Origin of the sequence: Salibacterium lacus (assembly GCF_042684865.1) — a bacterium.
In the GTDB taxonomy this organism is placed as follows: Bacteria; Bacillota; Bacilli; order Bacillales; family Marinococcaceae; genus Salibacterium; species Salibacterium lacus.
In genome coordinates this window covers 186,321-205,185 of the sequence record NZ_JBHUML010000006.1, presented here as the reverse complement: position 1 = coordinate 205,185, position 18,865 = coordinate 186,321, and the positions used below count along the sequence as shown (strand labels likewise).

The following is an 18,865-nucleotide window of genomic DNA, read 5'->3' as shown; positions in this document are numbered from 1 at the left end:
CCTTTATAAAGGCGTGATAATGAATGGGTACCGCATACGAAGCAGCAAGAAAAGTCTTTATCGAACATTTTAGAGAAGGAAAGCATGTTGAAAAATCAAAAACGAAAGACAGCCATACCGGAGAGTTGATCATGCGCTTCGCTATGGATATTCAGTTTTTGTCCCTTCTGGAAAATAAAGCACGAAGCAACGGGGACCATCATGTGGCAGATGAGGCGTTAACGCAGCTGGAAGATGCTTTTGATTTTGTTTACAGGAATGTGACGGCTGATGGGAATGAATATTATGAGCGGACCAGTATTTTTAATTCGCCCAGTGCTTCTCTTATGGCACAGGCTTGTATCTATATGAGGTATTATAATTTTTCCAGGTTATCGGATCATAATCCGGATACTCAACAGAGAACAGAGATGTTAAAGGATGATTTGATGACGGAAATGACCGATGTCTATATTAATGACACATATGGAGATTATGGAACGTTTCAAGAGATTGTCAGAGCGCAGGAGTATAGAAATGCTTCGGAGAATCTTCCGGTGTTTTCTATCAATATCATTTCTCTGTACGGTGCAGCATTGGCGATGGACTCGTATTTAATGCACCATGCTTTCGAGAATGATGGGGAAAGCGTTCCGAAAGACTACAAACGGTATGGAGGGTATGACCGCATCGTTGAAATAGGAGATTTTATCAAGGCGATGGATTATGATCATATGGACGGTAAAGGAAGAGAGAATAAAATTGGAGGAGGCAGAGAACTATCCAACACAGTATCTGCAGGCTATACTTCGTGGGTCGCCTGGTCAGAAGCCCAGATAGCTTTTGGGCACTGTTATGACGTTTCTAGCATCGAAGCAGAGAACAACTCTGTATATACACAAGAAGCAGATGCTGTGTGGGAAGGTTTTCAGACAACGTACGAAAGGGACGGCGTGATTCATGAAAATTATTATGATCACGGCGGTACGGCGGTGGAAGGAAATAAAATAGGTTATTTGTATCCTATGGTTTTCTCCTGCACCAAAGAAAAAGACAAGTATGTGAAATGGCTGGATAACAATGTCCATGATTTCTGCGACGCGCAGCAGGAGAAAAATAACGGGGACGAAGCGGTTGTAAGGCTTGCCCGGATAGATGTAGAGACAACGACTACGGTGAATGGAGACCCATTTTATGACGAGCCTTTTTTCCATAGAGCTCTGACTGGTTTAACGATGGGGATGATAAAAAATATATCCTTCCGTTAATACAACTAAAGCTTAAGATTTCCATGAGTTCGTACCGTGTTCAGCTGGGTGTGCGGCTGTCTTTTACTGCTGGATCCGTGCCAGAAACAGCCAGCTGATGACGGATATGACCCGGATTTTATCCTGATGGGACAGGTCGTCGGACAATGCTACGATGTCATTTTGCATGTCCCGGAAGAGGTTGGTGTATTCATGGGGAAACCAACCGTTGTAAAAGGACGCCCAACGTCTGCCTTCTTCATCATACCACTTGAAATCGCCGGAAAATCCGGATGTTTTTAAGGCAATTCTTTCTTCTCCGTGCTCGTCGTAAAGCGAGCCTTTCATCTGGGTGAACGATTTCCACTCCTCTTGTATGTACGTGCCGGTCTCTTCCTTTTCTTCATTGAAAATCCTGACCTTCCCCCGTTTGAAACCGCCTGTTTTCCGGAAGGTACAGGCGGTTTTTCCATGATGTAAAACCAGTCCGTATGTGACAGGTAGAAGGTGGAGTATTGACTCACCGAGCAGACCGAGCGGCGCCATCCACCAGGGCAGGTGGAGCGGCTTCACCATGCCGATAAACGCGCCGTCCTTTTCAAACAGCAGGAGCCGCGGAACGAACGCCGCATCTTTTTTAATGACGACGTGCTGCAGGTCCGGCAGTTGTTTTTCGGAAGGGGGAATGACGCTATCTTTCACTTTATGATAGTTGAAGCGGCTTGTGGCAATGATGGAGAGAACCATGCCGAGCGGAAGCAGGAACCAGAGCATTTCCAGCCACTCTCCCACAGTTTCAAATGGCTGATACAACAACCACAAAGCGGCAATCAGCAGAATGACCGCTGTGAGAACATACCCCAGTTTTTCCCGTCGTTTGTACATATCTGCAATCACGTTATACCACCCTCTCTGTTGATGCAAAACCTTATTTCATTCTGCACGATAAAGCAGGATTTGACCATTACAGCTTTCATAAAAAAATCCGATTATCAATCAAGATAATCGGATTCCGTTCTCCCGTACTTTTTACTGTTGTTTAGTATGTGCTGTATACTCCCGGACAACTTCCTTCCGACGGGGTGTAAAAACAATGGGATTTGTAGCGGCCGGCAAGTGGTTCGCCGAACCATTGGTCGGGGCAGTTTCCAGTGGGAGCGAAGAACCACAGGGAGTAGCTGGCGGGATGATAACGTTTTCCCTGAATTACTTTTCTTGCTAAGTTGATGTCCGTCTGTCTGGCTCTTTGATAAAAATATCCCTTCTGAGTGGCTTCGAAGCCGCCAGGTGACTGGTAAACCATTTCAGGAATGGTATTAATGTTTTCAAAATCCAGGCACCGGACTCTTGTACGGTTTATTCCAACGTTGCCAACCATAAGCATTCCCAGTTTTCCGTCCCCCTCGGCCTCGGCACGAATCAGTCTGGCCAGCATCTTCACATCGGATTCGTTCGCTTTAACTACAGCCAATGAAAATACCTCCTTTTTTACCTATACTCCTTATGTATATAAAGAGCATGGGTAAACTATAACGTGTGATGATGATAAAGGCTGATAAATATAAATAAGAAAATGAACACACCTGTCCATTTTCTATAAATCTCTATGAAAGCATGTACAAAAAATACATTTCAGCTATATCTCTTAAAGGAGGATATTATACTAAAAGCTCGCACATTGCCGATCGTAGAAGCCGACACTTCCTGTGTAGTACGTCCTGTAACGGGCACCGATCCTAGAACATACTGTTCGTCGAAGAGACAGCCGAATATCCCATCAAACAAAGGATCACGTGATATGAGCCAGACCGTTTCCCGACAGGATGTGCCGAATATAACCAATCTTACCTCAGAGATGCCTTAACTTTTAATGGCTTTTGATACGGTCCTGTTTTTTTGAATGATATGACGGAAATACGTAATGAATGGGTACTGCTTTTCCCTTCCCTACGCACCGGCTTCGGCTTGTGCGGAAGATGATTTCCGGCGTTCGGATATGACGAAAATAGAGGCGAGCACGAGAATGATGCCGAGAACCTGCCAGCTGTTCAGGGTGTCGCCGAATACGGTGACGCCGAGGAGGATGGCAACGACCGGCTCTATCGTCGTCAGAATCGAGGCACGGCTCGATTCGATATAGGTCAGGCCGCTCGTATACAGGATATAGCCGAGCACGGTCGGGACGAAGGCGAGCCCGAACCCGTACAGCAGGACAGCCGGATCCGCCAGTTTGCCGGCCTGACCGATCAGCCCTCCCGCCGGTATCATAAAGGCACTCGCGCAGATAAACGAATAGGCGGTGATCGTCATGGAAGAGTAGCGGCGGCTGACGTATTTTCCGAAAATGCTGTACAGCGCGTAGAAAAATCCGGAACCAAGCCCCGCCAGAATCACAAACGCGGAGATGCTCGTGTCAAACGACGGAAGCAGACCGACCGTAAAAGCACAGCCTGTTAACGTAAGAAAGAGCGATATAATTTTCCGCCGGGTCAGCCATTCCTTAAACAGGAGGCGGGAAAGCAGGGTGACAAACAGCGGTCCGGTGTACAGCAGCACGACCGCAAGCGACAGCGATGCTTCATCCATGACGGTGAAATAGCACCAGTTAAAGAACACGATGCTGATAATGCCGGTGCCGATGAAATACGGCAGATCTTTGATATGTATTTTTAAAAGGTGCGGGTGCCGGATGGCAAGATAGGCGGTGATTAACCCCGCAGAAAAAATGGCCCGGACGGCCACCGTCTGCCACGGGGTAAACCCTTCCGCATAGAGGGCCTGCACGAATAAACCGAGGAACCCCCACATCGCTGCTCCTGCCGTTGCACAAAAATAAGCCTGCTGCCTGGACATAAACGCATCTTCCTTTGCCTGAACGTAGTTCCTTTCATATCTTCTCATACCTTTGTGGGAAAGGAAATAAGGGATACCGCTGTATCATCACTTCTGGTGTATTCTTTTGAGAACTGGTTTCAGCGGCTGATGATTTTTACTATCAGCAGATGGTTGGCAGCTGGTAGTGTGAATTGGTCGTCAGCCCGGTTCTAAGAGCTATCTGCCCGGTGGAGCATGAAGAAAGATGGTCTTTAGAAGAGTCTATGAACCATCTGTGCGGCTGTTCTGTCTGGAATTGGTCCCCGGCCTCCTTCTACCGGCCATTTCCGCCCTGCCCCCACCAGCCGGATCAGTCGTTTCATGCAGGAACCATCACACGACATGCTGTTCCATACTGCTTTTTGGCAGGCACAGAAAAAACCGGACGACCCCTGCCTCATCGTCCGGTTTCTCCTCTGTTATTCATTTTGTTTAGTCATCAATTGTCACAGTAACCGGGGACCATTCTGCGGTGACTGTCTGGCCGTGGACGGAGACGCTGCCTTCCGGGGTGAGGTCTTTTTCGGTCATGATACCGAGGCCGACGGTGAACTGGTTGAGCTTGAGCGGGACCTCTTTTTCCCGGCGTACTTCCACGCCGTTCACATGATAAATGACTTCGTCTTCCGCGCGGTTGTACGTGATACGGTACGTATTGAAGGCACGTTCTTCAAAACTGTGCGTATCTTCTTTGAAAATACAGAAGTACTTTGTCTGATCGGTGTCCGGCACTTCGACATTTGGAAACGGAAGTACCCCGTACACCGATGCGTACTGATCATCCGTGACGAAGAAGTCAAGCGCCGCGCCGGTTGTGAAATCAAGAAGATTCAACGACACGTATCCGTCATACAGATCCCCCGGGACGGTATCCTGCGTGCGCGCGCGGATCTGGAATTCGAAGCTGACCTCCCCATTTTCGGGAACTTCGACCGGTTCTTTGGAGTAATACATATGCTTGGCGTTGTCGAGAATCTGAACCTGGTCATGGCTGCGGCTGAGCGGAGCGCGCACATACAGCATGCCGTTTCGGACAATCACGACAGCTTCGGGTTCCCGGTACGTCCAGAAACTTCCGTTCCGAAGCGGGAAACCGCCGATCTGCCACGGACCGTTTTCTGATAAAATCGTATCAAATGCTCCAAGCTGAAACTCTCGTCCCATCATTTGGCCTCCTTACGTAATAAAACCGTGAATAATCAGTGCAAGGATCTGAAGCCCCCCGCACCGCGTTGATGCTTTGAGTGCAGCCCCCATAAAAGGCGGATAAGCTTCCGCAGGATTGGTTTCTCCAAGCGACCGGTGCATGCGTATAAGCGGTATGAAGCCTATCAGGCTGATCAAACCGTACCAGGGCAGGGCCTGAAATGCCACGCAGACCAAAACAAAAACAAACGCAGCAGCGGTCAGCCATTTGGACAGCACGAGCCCTTTTTTTTCTCCAAGTACGACGACTACGGTCCGTTTGCCGGCCGCTTCATCGGAACGCGGGTGCAGGAAGTGGTGGTTATACAGAACCAACGTGGTCAGGATTCCTACGGGAAAGGATAATAGAAACGCCCGGAAATCAAACGCACTGGTCTGAACGAAATAGGCACCCATAACCGGCAGTATGCCAAAAGCCGTGAAGATGCCGAACTCACTGTATCCTTTGCCGCGGTAGCCGAATTTAAGCGGCGGTGCGACGTAAAAGTAGGCAATCAATGCTCCGAGCAGGGCAATGCCGAGAACAGGCCATCCTCTCCCTGCCGCAATGATAATACCGCAGACAGCTGCTACAGCAAACAACCCCCATGTTACCGTTGTAAATGCTCTTTCCGACATGGCACCGCCCGGAAGAATTCTGGAATTGGTCGCAATATCGGCTTCTTCCTTTTCCGCCAGTTCATCGGCGCCGTTGCGGTAGTCCCATAAGTCATTAATCATATTGGAAAATAAGTGCGCGGCCGCCGCGCCGATCAGTGTAATCAGAAACCAGAAAAACTGGAACGTTTCGTCCCAGGCGAAAGCACCTGCTGTGCCGAGAAGTACTGGTACAATGATGACCGGCAGGGCGAATGAACGGGTGGCTTTTCTCCAGAACTGGATTCCCTTTTGCAACATGAGCCCCCCTTTTATATAAAAATTTTGTCGAAAAATAAATCACCTCCATCATTGTAAGGTGGTCCGGATGATTTATCAACAAATATGCAGACGGCATGAATTTTTGAGTAATAAAATAGTTTGATTTTAAGGGGAGAAAGGAATGGAAAACTGTCGGACTGGATGATGGAAGAGGGATGCGGCATGAATGTAGAGAATCAATGGAGTTTCCTTGAAACATTTCAGGATCAGGAGCTTCGTGAACAGCTGGAGAACATGCTGGAAGCAGCCTATCGCAAAGGGTACGATGATGGATACAAAGCAAAGAACGAGGAAATAAAGTAGGGGCACTACTCTCCCGGCAGCGGATATCGAACCCTCCAGTCCAGCATGTGCAGGCACTGCTCCGGGAAATCACTCTCCGGAGCAGTTATTATTTTCACATATGGTATAATGAAAGAGAAAAAGTAGTGATGGAGGGATAGCTGTGAAGGACATGGAAAAGCATATAACAGAGATTCTTGTGGAAAAACTGTCTCCGGTTCTGCTGATTCTGTCCGGGTCGTTTGCCAAAGGGACAAACCGTGCTGACAGTGATGTTGATATTGCTTTTTTAACATATACCTCTATCGACACGACGGCAGCGTTTTTTACCGCGGAGGATCTGGCTGCGCGGGTTGGCAGAGATGTGCAGCTGGTTGATATAAAGAAAGCTTCCATGGTTTTTCAAATGCAGATTGTCAGTACCGGCAAAAGTACTGTACTGCTCGGATGAACCAAAGCGTGAGTGGTTGGAAATGAGGATTTACAAGGGGTGCGCAAAGTGGAACGAGGAACAAAAAGTAGTACTGGACCGGATTGAGGAAAATGGGTCCGTTTATGAAAAGTGATATTGTTTATAATAAAGGAGATACGATAAATTATGGAATAGATATGTTGCATACCGGAGAGAGTCATAATATTATATAAATACAGGGTAGGGGTATATGAAAAAAGGAGGAATATTCATGGAAGAACAGATGCACACGGAGAAACGGACCGTGCAGCCGCATAAACAGCAGATGCTGAACCGCCTGAAGCGAATTGAAGGACAGGTCCGCGGTGTTCATAACATGGTGGAGGATGACCGGTACTGCGTGGATATTCTCAATCAGATCGCAGCAATTCAGTCCGCGGTCAACAAGGTGTCGGTACAGCTAATGGAGGATCATACCCATCATTGTGTATCCAACGCCATCGAGAGCGGGGAAGGTGAAGAATCCATCAATGAGCTGATGGATGTGATGAAACGGATGTTGAAATAATTTTTTGCATATAAAATACCTTACTTGGGTATAGTAAATAAAAAGGAGGAACACATGATGACTACAGAAACATTGAATGTAAAAGGAATGTCCTGCGCTCACTGTGTGCAGGCTGTGGAAGGAAGCGTCGGCAAGCTTGAAGGTGTATCGAATGTTACGGTGCATCTGGATCAGGGAACAGTCGATATAGAGTACGATAAAGATATAACAAAGCATGAAGATATTGTAGAAGAAATTGATGACCAGGGGTACGATGTGGAAGAATAAAATATATTCTTCCGCCCCTCGAAGCAGAGGAGTTAGAAGTCCTGGATTATTTTTGTTTTTTAAAATACCCTACACCGGTAAGGTAAATAGGTGCCGGGAATTTAAAAAGAAATATACCACTCACTCTGGTGATTGGAGAAGGGGGGAACCATGAGCAGACAGGAAGAAACGACGCTGCAGATTACAGGAATGACGTGTGCGGCGTGTGCCAACCGGATTGAAAAAGGACTGAACAAAATCGACGGTGTGGAGAAGGCGGACGTCAACCTGGCAATGGAGCGTGCCGGCGTCACCTATGATCCGGAACAAACCGGGGCCTCGGATTTTGAAGAAAAAATCGAAAAACTCGGTTATCACGTGGAACATGAAAAAACAGATTTTGATGTGACCGGCATGACGTGTGCGGCATGCGCCAACCGGATTGAGAAAAAACTGAACAAAATGCCCGGTGTTGCGGAGGCCAGTGTCAATCTCGCGATGGAAACGGCCTCGGTGGAATATACCCCGGGTATGGTATCCACTGAAGATATGACGCAGGCCGTCGACCGTCTTGGATACGGGCTTCATCAAAAAACAGAGAGCAGCGGGGAGGATCCACGGCAGAAGGCGGTCCGGAAACAGACCATTAAGTTTACGGCGTCAGCCATACTCGCTCTGCCGCTGCTATGGACGATGGTCACCCATTTTGAATGGCTTTATTTCATCTGGATGCCGGACATTCTGATGAATCCGTGGGTTCAGTTTGCACTTGCCACGCCGGTCCAGTTTATTATCGGCTGGCAGTTTTATGAAGGGGCCTGGAAAGCCCTTCGCAATAAAAGTGCGAACATGGATGTGCTCGTTGCGATGGGGACCTCGGCGGCTTATTTTTACAGTATCTATTTAGGCTGGCAGTGGTGGAGCAGTCCGGGGTCTGAGGTGCCCGTTCTGTATTTTGAAGCGTCGGCTGTCATCATCACTCTCATCCTGCTCGGCAAACTTTTTGAGGCGCGTGCCAAAGGACGCACGTCCCAGGCCATTCAGAAACTACTCGGCATGCGTGCCAAAACAGCGGTCGTATACCGCGGTGGAGAAGAAGTGGAAATTCCGGTCGAAGACGTGCAGATCGGGGACACCGTGTATGTGAAACCCGGCGAAAAGATTCCGGTCGACGGCGAAGTGACACAAGGCAGTTCCTCCATCGATGAATCGATGCTCACCGGAGAAAGCATGCCGGTCGATAAAACAGCAGGCAGCGATGTGTACGGCGCCACCATGAATAAAAACGGCGCGCTTCAAATCCGGGCCTCCAGAGTAGGAAGCGACACGGCGTTATCCCAGATTGTCAAAGTGGTGGAGGAAGCGCAGAGTTCCAAAGCAGAGGTTCAGCGTCTTGCCGACCGGGTTTCGAGTGTTTTTGTTCCATCGGTCATCGGCATTGCGCTTTTGACATTTCTCGTCTGGATATTCTTTATTACGCCGGGCAGTGTAGGCGGCGCTCTCATACCAACGATCTCCATTCTTGTCATTGCCTGCCCGTGCGCGCTCGGTCTCGCCACACCGACCTCGATTATGGCAGGATCGGGACGCGCAGCTGAAGCCGGCATTCTGTTTAAAGGCGGAGAATACCTGGAGAATACGAAAAGTATTCAAACCGTAGTGCTCGACAAAACGGGCACGGTAACAAAAGGAGAACCGGAACTGACAGATGTCATACCGGCGGACGGCTGGAATGAAAATGACCTTTTATCGTACGCCGCTTCCGCTGAAAAAGATTCCGAACACCCCCTCGCCCGCGCTATCGTGGAGGGAGCCGGGACCCGCACTGTATCGTTACTTGAAGCGGCAGATACCGAAGCCGTTCCCGGCCGGGGTATCCGGTCCACGGTGAACAGCCGCGCGGTATGGATCGGTACCCAGCGGATGATGGAAGAACAGAAAGTAGAACTGAAGCAAACGGTGCAGGATACGCTGCAGCGGCTCGAATCCGCCGGAAAAACCGCAATGCTCGCAGTAGTGGATGGAGTATATGCCGGTATTATCGCTGTAGCCGATACGATCAAGGAAACATCGAAAGAAGCGGTGCAGCGTTTGCATGAGACTGGGCTTGAGGTTGTGCTTTTGACCGGCGACAACCAGCGCACCGCCGATGCTATCGCGGCGCAGGTTGGCATCAGCCGTGTTATTGCAGGTGTCCTGCCTGAACAAAAAAGCGTAGAGATCCAGAAACTGCAGCAGGAAGGCAGAAAAACCGCGATGGTCGGTGACGGGATGAATGACGCCCCGGCGCTTGCTGCCGCTGATATCGGTATGGCGGTCGGCACCGGTACCGACGTTGCCATCGAAGCGGCCGACATCACGCTGATGCGCGGCGACTTGAACAGCGTCGCCGATGCAGTGCTGATGAGCCGGACAACGATGCGAAACATCAAGCAGAATCTGTTCTTTGCGTTCATCTATAACACACTCGGCATCCCGATTGCCGCCGCCGGCCTGCTCGCCCCGTGGGTCGCCGGCGCGGCGATGGCATTCAGCTCCGTCTCTGTTGTGCTGAATGCTCTGCGCCTGCAGAAAATGAAACTATCCTGATAGAAAGAGTCTCTACTATAGAGGCTCTTTTTTGAGTGGAGTGGTTATGGACAAATGCGCGGGGAAAATGGCCGCAATTGCTGGATTAGGGACAAAGTAGAGGGGAGCAGTGTGGAAAGTGTCTCTAAAACTCAGGTTGCAGACAAAATCCGGAGCGCAAGCCGTCAAAGTGTCTGTAAAAAACACATTATAGACACTTTCCACAGCAATCTGTCTCTAACCTTCAAAATCAAAGCACACTCCTTTCATTCTCAGGATTACAAACGGTCTAAAAGTCACTTTTCCATCATATTCAGGAAAAAGAAGAGCGCAGGCGCTGTCTAAGCCCTTCTTTTCGAGTTTTATGCGTGAAAGTGACGGTTAGAGCGGGATAGATGGTACAATGGCAACATTGATCTAGATTCAAGATTCGAGTGGTGTGACAAAACGGGCACAACTCGTAGGATTTTTCTGTATGTGATTGCTTTGATACCTCATTTCCGATATAATTTTTACGACATTAATAATCATTATCAATTAAAAATGGAAGGGGCACAATAAATGAAACATCGTTCGATATATATGATAGGCACCATCCTTCTGGCTGCAGTCGTGCTGGCTGCCTGCGGAGGAGGTTCCGGTTCGGAATCCGATTCGAGTCAAAGCAGCGCTGACGAAGGGAACAAGGAAGAACAAAACAGTGAAGAACAGAACATGCGTACATACACAGACAGTATGGACCGGGAAGTCGAGATACCGGAGAAACCAGAAGATGTGGTCGCGATTAATTACTTCGGCGAACTTTCGGCGCTTGGAATTAAACCGGTCGGAGCGCTCGATTATGACCTGAACAAATACAGAGATGAATTGACCGAAGGGGTGGAAAGTGTCGGCTCGGAGCAGTCGGACGCAGAAAAAATCATCTCGCTCGATCCGGACTTGATTGTGGTTTCGAACTACCGAGAGACAGAAGCAATCGAAAACCTGCAGAAGATAGCACCGACCGTAGCGCTTAAATTCGGGGCGCCGCTTCGGGAACAGTTGAACATCGTGGCGGAGGTCACAGGACGTGAAGAAGCGGCTCAGGAATGGGTGCAGCAGTATGAAGAAGATGTCCAGCAGGCACGTGAAGAGATGGAGCCGTATATGGATGAGGGAGAGACAGCTGCGGTGATGCAGTTTTATGACAAAAACATTCATATGTACTCCACTTCCGCTTTTCCAACGATTTACGATGCCGCCCAGTTTGAACCGACCGATAAAGCGGCGGAATTAACTGATGCGGTGACACTTTCTGAGGAAGTCATACCGGAATATGGCGCGGACCGTATTTTTGTCATGTTTTCCAATTCGACGGCAGAGGAAAACTATGAGCAGTTAAAGCAAAAAGATGTATGGAATACCCTTTCTGCGGTGCAGAACGACAAAGTCCATGTCGTGGACAATGATTACTGGAGCGAATTCAACCCTGTGCTGGTGGAACGGCAGCTGGATACTCTCGTGTCCCAAATCACCGAATCTGAATGATAGAAGGGAATCACTGTGGCAGAACATGAAAAAGAACAGCTCGAGACGGTAAAAAATAAAAAAAAGAACGGTACCGCTGCGGCCGTTTTGATTCTCGTATTCGGCACGCTCGCACTCCTGCTCAGTCTTGCCGTTTCCATCACCTTCGGGGCGGCCTCGATTAAGCTGACAACGGTATGGGAAGCGCTGTTTGCGTTTAATCCGGACAGCTCCGATCACCAGGTGATTCAGGAAATCCGTCTCCCACGGGTGCTGAGTGCCGTATTTGTCGGTTCTTTTCTGGCTGTCTCCGGTGCCATCATGCAGGGGATGACAAGAAACCCGCTCGCCTCCCCTGCCATTCTGGGTGTATCAGATGGGGCGGCTTTTGCGATAGCCATCGCATTCGCTTTTTTTCCGGCTACGTCGTATGTCGGATTGATGGGATGGTCTTTTGCAGGAGCAGGGCTTGGAGCCCTGCTCGTATTCGGCATCGGGATGTTCTCCAAAGGCGGCATCACGCCGGTGAAACTGGCTTTGGCCGGAGTGGCTGTTGGTGCGATGCTCAGTTCTTTCTCGACGGCCATTGCGATTCAGTTTGACGTCGCGCAGGATATGACGTTCTGGTTCGCCGGCGGGCTGGCCGGCATAGAGTGGACGAGTATACAGATGCTGATTCCGGTTGCTGCTGCCGGGCTTGGCCTTGCGCTCCTCATCTCAAGAGCGATCACCATTTTGAGTCTTGGAGAAGAAGTGTCCAAAGGACTCGGGCAGCGGACGACTCTGATTAAAGTACTCGGCATTATCACCGTACTCCTTTTAACCGGAGCGGCAGTTGCCGTGGCGGGAAGAATCGGTTTTATTGGTCTTGTCATCCCGCATATCACGCGATTTCTTGCAGGAGTGGACTACCGCTGGCTGATTCCGTGTTCCGCTGTGCTGGGGGCGCTTTTGCTCGTCTGGTCCGACCTTGGCGCCAGAATGGTTAACGCTCCTTATGAAACACCGGTCGGCGCCATCACCGCCTTGATCGGCATTCCTTTCTTTCTTTACCTGGCCCGCGGTGAAGGGAGGGGTCTGTAATGGATATCGACCGTATCCACCGGAAACGGTTCGCTTATGTGATGATGATACTCGCCTTTCTCGTCGTTCTTGTTTTTCTATTCAGCATGAATCTCGGAAGTTATCCTCTTTCCCCTTTGGATACGATCAGAACATTGTTCGGAGCAGGCACATCGGAATCTTCGCTTGTGCTGTTTGGTTTCCGGATGCCGAGAATGGTGCTGGCTCTTCTGATCGGGGCAGGCCTTGCAGTATCCGGCGCCATCCTCCAGGGAGTGTCGCGGAATGAACTCGCGGATCCCGGCATTATCGGTATCAATGCCGGTGCCGGTCTGGCGGTGGTTCTGTTCATTTATATGTTTGAAGGATCGATGGGGGATCTGGGCTTATTCTCCATGTTTGCGATGCCGTTTTCCGCTTTGGCCGGTGCTTTTCTGGCTGCGTTTTTGATTTACATTTTGGCCTGGAAGCAGGGCATTTCGCCGGTACGTCTGATTCTTGTCGGAATCGCGGTGAATGCAGGATTCAACGCCCTGCTGATTGTGTTTCAGCTCCGCATGGAGCCCAATAATTTCTCCCAGGCCATGATTTGGCTTTCCGGCAGTATTTGGGGAGCAAACTGGCAGCTTGTCCTCTCCACCCTGCCGTGGATTGTTCTTTTACTGCCGTACACGATATACAAAGCGCAGCACTTGAATGTCCTCTCCCTCGGGGATCACATTGCGACAGGGCTCGGTACAAAAGTGGAGAAGGAACGCCGGGTACTTCTAATGGCAGCAGTAGCGCTTGCAGGCGCGTGTGTTGCTGTCGGCGGCGGTATTGCGTTTCTCGGTCTGGTTGCGCCGCACCTGGCTCGTCGGCTCGTCGGCCCGATGCATCACTACCTGATTCCGACATCGGCTGTTATGGGAGCATTACTTTTGCTGATTGCTGATACAATCGGAAAAAATCTATTTACGCCGGCCGAAATTCCGGTCGGGCTCGTCGTCTCAGCCATCGGTGCGCCGTATTTTATTTACCTGTTAATGAAAACTACTTAACGTTCCATTAAACCCATCCTTTCCCGAGCTGGAGCTCGCGGGGGATGGGTTTTTGATTTAAATGATATTCCATTTGTCATGGTTCCCGGAACGGCCGGCACGCAACGCGCGATAAGCTGATCATCTCTGCTCTGTTTCCGGCAGCTGATCCTCCATCCGTTTCATTCCCGCTGTGACGATGGTAGTGATGATAAGAATCGCAAAAGAACCGAAAATGACAGCATTCCATCCGAACAGACTCCACAACAGTCCGTAATACAGGCTTCCAAGGCTTCCTCCAATGTAATAGGAAGTCAGGTAAAGACCGGAAGCGCTCGCTCTGGCGTGTGTGGCGTGCCTGGTAACCCAGGCGCTCGAAGTGGAATGGGTAAAAAAGAATCCGAAACAAAGCAGAAACAATGCAGCGATAATAACAGGAAATACAGGAAGCAGCGTAGCGGCCAGACTGACTGCCATACAGCCCATACCGGCGAACATACAGACGGTCTGCTTCCACCGCTGCGCAGCTTTGCCGGCAAGGATGGAGCTGATCGTACCTGAGCTGTACGTGAGATAAAGCAGACCAAGAACCCCGGTGGAGGCATAGAACGGCTCCTGGCTGAGATAATAGGTGATAAACGTGAAAATACCCATAAACATGAGAAAATGCAGGCCGCCGATGATGTAAGCCCCGCGGAGCAGGGGGCTGGCTAAATGGTCTTTATTGTCCTGAATAATCGTTTTGAGATGAAGAGGTCTTGCCTGAAATTCCTGTGAGCGCGGCAGCAGCATATACACAAGGGCAGCCAGAATCACGCTCAGCACGGTCATCACAAGAAACGCTGTCCGCCAGTCCCAGAATTCGGTTAACACACCACTGAGTACGCGGCCGCTCATTCCGCCGAGACTGTTACAGCTGATATAGGCGCCGACAGCCACTGTCATCGCACGCGTCTTGAATTCTTCACTGATATAGGCCATGGCAGCCACCGGAATGCCGGCCAGTCCGGCAGCCTGAAATATCCGTCCGGCCAGCATCACCTCAAATGTCGGAGCCGCGCTTACTGCAATCGTACCTAACGTCCCGAGTCCGAGCGCCGTAAAAATGATGGGACGCCGCCCGAACGCATCCGATAATGCAGTATAAACAAAAAACGTAATCCCGAGCACAAACAGCGGCACCGAAACGAGTAGACTCGCTGTCGTTTCGGAAACGCCGAAAGACTCGGAGAAATGAGGAAGGAGCGGCTGCGGGAAATACAGGTTGGCGAACGTCATCAGGGCGGCTGCTCCGAGCGCCAGCGTCCCCCGCCAGAATGCTTTCGTTTTGATGTCGATCATAGGAGCACCTTCTTCTATAGATATAACCAATTTTAGGAATGCAACTACAGGGGAATTATAGAATCCGCCACGGGCAAATGCAATACACCTGCTAAGTTGATGTTTTTATTTCACGGGAAAAAAGGAATAGAGGAAAAGTAAAGGGTAACCAAGAGGTAAGGAGGTATGGGAATGAAAAAATTTATTAATAACCCGGAAAACGTTGTGGAAGAGATGCTTGAAGGAATGGCAGCTGCTCATTCCGATGAACTGAGACGTCTCCCCGGCTGGAATGTGCTGGTCCGCAAAGATGCTCCCCTTCCCGGCAAAGTCGGACTCGTGAGCGGGGGAGGAAGCGGCCACGAACCGGCCCACGCCGGCTATATCGGAGAAAATATGCTCGATGCCGCCGTTGCGGGGGAAGTGTTCACGTCCCCGGCGCCGGACCAGATCCTTGAAGCCATCAAGGCGGTGGACAGCGGAAGCGGCGTCCTGCTGATTGTGAAAAATTTCAGCGGAGACGTGATGAACTTTGATATGGCGGCGGAAATGGCAGCCGCGGAAGGTATCGATACAGAGCAGGTGGTCGTAAAAGACGATATGGCGGTGGAAAACGAAGAAGACCGCCGCGGCACAGCAGGAACAGTGCTGGTACACAAAATAGTCGGCACGGCCGTGGAAGAAGGACTGGATCTCCAGGAAGCAGCAGAGCTTGCCCGTCATGTCATAGGCCATACCCGGTCGATGGGGGTATCCCTCAGTCCCAGCACAGTTCCGGCCTCCGGCAAACCAGGCTTTACACTTGCTGACGATGAAATGGAGCTTGGCACCGGTATTCACGGAGAGCCGGGAATGGAGAGAAAGAAAATCCAGCCGGCCGATGTCGTAGCCGAAGAACTGCTGAATAACGTGACGGCAGACCTTGACGTGAAAAATGGAGAGGAAGTAGTCGTTCTCGTGAACGGACAGGGTTCCACGCCGTTGATGGAGCTTTATATCGTGTACCGCAAAGCAGCCGCGCTTCTTGCCGGCAGAAACATTTCCATCCATACCTCGATGGTAGGCGAATACATGAGTTCGCTTGAAATGGCAGGATGTTCTATCACGCTGTTGAAGCTCGATGACACGATGAAAAAGTATATAACATAATCAGAAAGGGTGATTGGTGCTGTGGAACTGACGACCAATGATATGAAGCAGTGGCTGTTAACAGCCGGCGAAAAAATGCAGGACAATAAAGAATATTTATCCGAACTGGATCAGGCCATAGGAGACGGTGACCACGGCCACAATATGGCCCGCGGGTTTCAGGAAGCCGCAGATGGTGTGAAAGGGAGCGGAGAAGAAGATATCGGAAGTATTGTAAAATCCGCGGCGATGACCCTTATCTCTAAGATCGGCGGGGCATCCGGTCCGCTTTACGGCACCGCCTTCCTGAAAGCCTCGAACGAGTGGAAAGACAAAACTTCCCTCACACAAAATGAACTGGCCCAGGGTCTGGAAGCTGCTGTAGAAGGCGTGAAAACACGCGGCAAGGCTGAAAGCGGCGGCAAAACCATGCTGGATGTCTGGGTTCCTGTTGTGGAATACGTGCAGCAGCGGGATCTCGTTCCATCGGAATTAGCCGCAAAAGCGAAAGAAAGCATGGAGCAGACGGAGGGAATGAAAGCAAATAAAGGAAGGGCTTCGTATTACGGAGAAGAATCCAAAACTCATATTGACCCCGGGGCCTATTCCTCCTATCTTCTGTTCGAAGCGCTGGCGGAGGCCCTGGACAAGGAGGAAGTCTAATGAGCAAACCCGCAGTCATTATCGTTTCCCACAGCGGGAAAATCGCAGACGGAGTATATGATCTCGCCGCCCAGACGAAACAGCCGGACGTTGAAGTATATGCTGCCGGCGGCACGGAAGACGGCGGCATCGGGACGAGCGCGGATAAAATTCAGAATGCGCTGCAGCAGGCGGATAATGAAGCCGGCATGCTTGTGTTTTATGACATCGGAAGCGCTCTGATGAACGCTGAACTCGCACTTGATATGCTTCCTGATTTGGAGGGGAGTGTGGAGATTGTGAATGCGCCGATTGTGGAAGGCACCTATGTAGCGGTGGTGGAAGCCGGTATGGGAAAATCACTTGAAGAAACCGCCGCAGCCGTCCGGCGCCAGCAGTTCGTGGAATAAAACAACGAACGTGCAAGTACCTTTACTTCAAAGAAGCGGCGGTCCTTGATCCCGCAGTAGACGAATACGTTAAAAATCCGAACGATAGCGCATTTTTGCGTAGAATGCAGCTCATCGTTCGGAGTTTTGTGTACAGGAAGGGGAAAGGGGTTTTCATTGAAAGCGTGATGACAAAACGAAGCCCTCTGCGGTATTATGACCTGCGTTTCTGGACGAGCAGAAGAAAACAGCCCAGCGCCAGGAGGTCGGCTGTGAAAATAATCAAGCCCATAGGGAGTGCTGTGTTTTCTCCGGCCACTCCGACAAGCGGGGCGGAGGTCGCTCCGAATAGAAACGGCAGCAGACCGAGCAGCGCAGAGGCACTGCCGGCCCGGTGACCCTGGGTCTCCATCGCGAGGGAAAAGCAGGTGGTCGTAACAACACCTACGCACGACACGATCAGAAAAAGCGGAATAACGATAAAGACGAGCGGAGCCTGCAGTAAAATCATGAGCAGCAAAAACGTGCTGGCGCCCATTGTGACAAACAGCCCGCTTTTCAGTATTGTATTTTCGTTTACCAAGCCTGCCAAACGGCCGGTCAGCTGACTTCCTATAATCAGGCCGATCCCGTTCATCGCAAACAGGATACTGAACACCTGGGCGGATACTCCGTAAATGCCCTGATAGACAAACGGAGTACCGGAAACGTAAGCGAATATTCCAGCCATGACAAGCCCCTGTGCCAGCGCGTAGCCGGCAAAGGTGCTGTCTTTCATTAATTCACCGAATGTCTGAATCGTATGTTTGATACCGCTGCTTGATTTATTGTCGTCCGCCAGCGTTTCCGGAAGCAGCCAAAAGACAGTAGTCAGCATAAACAGACCGATCATACCCAGTATGACAAATATCCCCTGCCACGACGTCCAGTTCAGCACAATGCCGCCGGCAAGCGGGGCAAGAATCGGTGCCAGTCCGTTGACAAGCATCAGCAGGGCAAAAAATTTCGTGAGTTCTTTGCCGGTATACAGATCCCGGACGACGGCTCTCGAAATGACAATGCCCGCCGAAGCGGAAAATCCCTGCAGGAAACGCGCAGCGATGAGAACCCAGATGGAAGGCGCAAACACACAAAGTATGGATGCGGCCGCATAGACCGCCAGAGAAATCATCATCGGTGTTTTACGGCCTTTCATATCGCTGATGGGGCCGATGACAAGCTGCCCTCCCGCAAGACCGAGAAGACAGGCGGTCAGACTTAACTGTACCGACGAAGCGGTCGTTTCCAAATCACTCGCGATGGAAGGGAAACTCGGCAGATACATATCAATCGTAAGCGGCCCGAAAGCAGCCAGCGAACCGAGCAGGACAGCCATCCATAAACGGCGCATTTTAGATAACGTTGGAGCGGAGGTGGCGGAATGTTCCATAAATATACCAGACGACCTTTCAGATAGGAATAACATCTACACTTGACACACTATCTCTCATCATACAGGA

General features: G+C 50.3%; 19 protein-coding genes. 12 read left to right on the top strand and 7 right to left on the bottom strand.

The window, feature by feature from the left end:
- Positions 1-23 precede the first annotated feature (23 nt).
- Entirely contained in the window at positions 24-1,247 is a 1,224-nt protein-coding gene (locus ACFSUB_RS16835; protein ID WP_380714444.1) for a hypothetical protein, read from the top strand.
- A 63-nt stretch (positions 1,248-1,310) separates the two neighbouring features.
- Here ACFSUB_RS16835 and ACFSUB_RS16830 read toward each other — a convergent pair whose 3' ends face one another.
- From ACFSUB_RS16830 to ACFSUB_RS16810, 5 genes are all read right to left on the bottom strand, one after another.
- The gene (locus ACFSUB_RS16830; protein ID WP_380714443.1) at positions 1,311-2,123 is read right to left on the bottom strand and encodes a hypothetical protein; all 813 of its coding nucleotides are present in this window, start codon (positions 2,121-2,123) and stop codon (positions 1,311-1,313) included.
- A 142-nt stretch (positions 2,124-2,265) separates the two neighbouring features.
- Positions 2,266-2,697: a cell wall hydrolase gene (locus ACFSUB_RS16825; protein ID WP_090926506.1), complete on the bottom strand. Its 432-nt coding sequence runs from the start codon at positions 2,695-2,697 to the stop codon at positions 2,266-2,268.
- A gap of 476 nt (positions 2,698-3,173) precedes the next feature.
- Complete coding sequence (locus ACFSUB_RS16820; RefSeq protein ID WP_380714442.1) at positions 3,174-4,079, bottom strand: DMT family transporter; 906 nt, start codon at positions 4,077-4,079, stop codon at positions 3,174-3,176.
- Positions 4,080-4,532: 453 nt separating this feature from the next.
- Positions 4,533-5,264 carry a DUF6081 family protein gene (locus ACFSUB_RS16815; protein WP_380714581.1) on the bottom strand — a complete coding sequence of 244 codons (732 nt, stop codon included), beginning with the start codon at positions 5,262-5,264 and terminating at the stop codon, positions 4,533-4,535.
- Between the two features lie 12 nt (positions 5,265-5,276).
- Positions 5,277-6,203, bottom strand: a complete 927-nt coding sequence (locus ACFSUB_RS16810; protein ID WP_380714441.1) for a prenyltransferase — start codon at positions 6,201-6,203, stop codon at positions 5,277-5,279.
- A gap of 183 nt (positions 6,204-6,386) precedes the next feature.
- Here ACFSUB_RS16810 and ACFSUB_RS16805 point away from each other — a divergent pair, with 183 nt between their 5' ends.
- From ACFSUB_RS16805 to ACFSUB_RS16770, 8 genes are all read left to right on the top strand, one after another.
- Complete coding sequence (locus ACFSUB_RS16805) at positions 6,387-6,527, top strand: hypothetical protein (protein WP_380714440.1); 141 nt, start codon at positions 6,387-6,389, stop codon at positions 6,525-6,527.
- A 151-nt stretch (positions 6,528-6,678) separates the two neighbouring features.
- Positions 6,679-6,957, top strand: coding sequence for a type VII toxin-antitoxin system MntA family adenylyltransferase antitoxin (gene mntA, locus ACFSUB_RS16800; protein WP_380714580.1), 279 nt, complete (start codon positions 6,679-6,681; stop codon positions 6,955-6,957).
- Between the two features lie 232 nt (positions 6,958-7,189).
- On the top strand, positions 7,190-7,486 hold the full coding sequence (locus ACFSUB_RS16795) for a metal-sensitive transcriptional regulator (protein ID WP_380714439.1): 297 nt from the start codon (positions 7,190-7,192) through the stop codon (positions 7,484-7,486).
- Between the two features lie 54 nt (positions 7,487-7,540).
- The gene (gene copZ / locus ACFSUB_RS16790) at positions 7,541-7,753 is read left to right on the top strand and encodes a copper chaperone CopZ (protein WP_380714438.1); all 213 of its coding nucleotides are present in this window, start codon (positions 7,541-7,543) and stop codon (positions 7,751-7,753) included.
- A gap of 150 nt (positions 7,754-7,903) precedes the next feature.
- Positions 7,904-10,321: a heavy metal translocating P-type ATPase gene (locus ACFSUB_RS16785; RefSeq protein WP_380714437.1), complete on the top strand. Its 2,418-nt coding sequence runs from the start codon at positions 7,904-7,906 to the stop codon at positions 10,319-10,321.
- A gap of 540 nt (positions 10,322-10,861) precedes the next feature.
- Positions 10,862-11,827, top strand: a complete 966-nt coding sequence (locus tag ACFSUB_RS16780) for an ABC transporter substrate-binding protein (protein ID WP_380714436.1) — start codon at positions 10,862-10,864, stop codon at positions 11,825-11,827.
- Positions 11,828-11,842: 15 nt separating this feature from the next.
- Positions 11,843-12,889, top strand: a complete 1,047-nt coding sequence (locus tag ACFSUB_RS16775) for a FecCD family ABC transporter permease (RefSeq protein WP_380714435.1) — start codon at positions 11,843-11,845, stop codon at positions 12,887-12,889.
- Complete coding sequence (locus ACFSUB_RS16770; RefSeq protein WP_380714434.1) at positions 12,889-13,908, top strand: FecCD family ABC transporter permease; 1,020 nt, start codon at positions 12,889-12,891, stop codon at positions 13,906-13,908. Before ACFSUB_RS16775 ends, ACFSUB_RS16770 begins: the two co-directional genes overlap by 1 nt.
- Before the next feature lie 120 nt (positions 13,909-14,028).
- Here ACFSUB_RS16770 and ACFSUB_RS16765 read toward each other — a convergent pair whose 3' ends face one another.
- Positions 14,029-15,228, bottom strand: a complete 1,200-nt coding sequence (locus ACFSUB_RS16765) for an MFS transporter (RefSeq protein ID WP_380714433.1) — start codon at positions 15,226-15,228, stop codon at positions 14,029-14,031.
- A 171-nt stretch (positions 15,229-15,399) separates the two neighbouring features.
- On the opposite strand from ACFSUB_RS16765, the gene dhaK reads away from it, so the two are divergent.
- The 3 genes from dhaK to dhaM are packed head-to-tail and all read left to right on the top strand — an operon-like array spanning position 15,400 to position 17,387.
- Positions 15,400-16,356: a dihydroxyacetone kinase subunit DhaK gene (gene dhaK / locus ACFSUB_RS16760; RefSeq protein WP_380714432.1), complete on the top strand. Its 957-nt coding sequence runs from the start codon at positions 15,400-15,402 to the stop codon at positions 16,354-16,356.
- Positions 16,357-16,377: 21 nt separating this feature from the next.
- Positions 16,378-16,998, top strand: a complete 621-nt coding sequence (gene dhaL, locus ACFSUB_RS16755; protein ID WP_380714431.1) for a dihydroxyacetone kinase subunit DhaL — start codon at positions 16,378-16,380, stop codon at positions 16,996-16,998.
- On the top strand, positions 16,998-17,387 hold the full coding sequence (gene dhaM / locus ACFSUB_RS16750) for a dihydroxyacetone kinase phosphoryl donor subunit DhaM (protein ID WP_380714430.1): 390 nt from the start codon (positions 16,998-17,000) through the stop codon (positions 17,385-17,387). Before dhaL ends, dhaM begins: the two co-directional genes overlap by 1 nt.
- A gap of 193 nt (positions 17,388-17,580) precedes the next feature.
- Here dhaM and ACFSUB_RS16745 read toward each other — a convergent pair whose 3' ends face one another.
- Positions 17,581-18,795: a multidrug effflux MFS transporter gene (locus tag ACFSUB_RS16745; protein WP_380714429.1), complete on the bottom strand. Its 1,215-nt coding sequence runs from the start codon at positions 18,793-18,795 to the stop codon at positions 17,581-17,583.
- Positions 18,796-18,865: the final 70 nt, after the last annotated feature.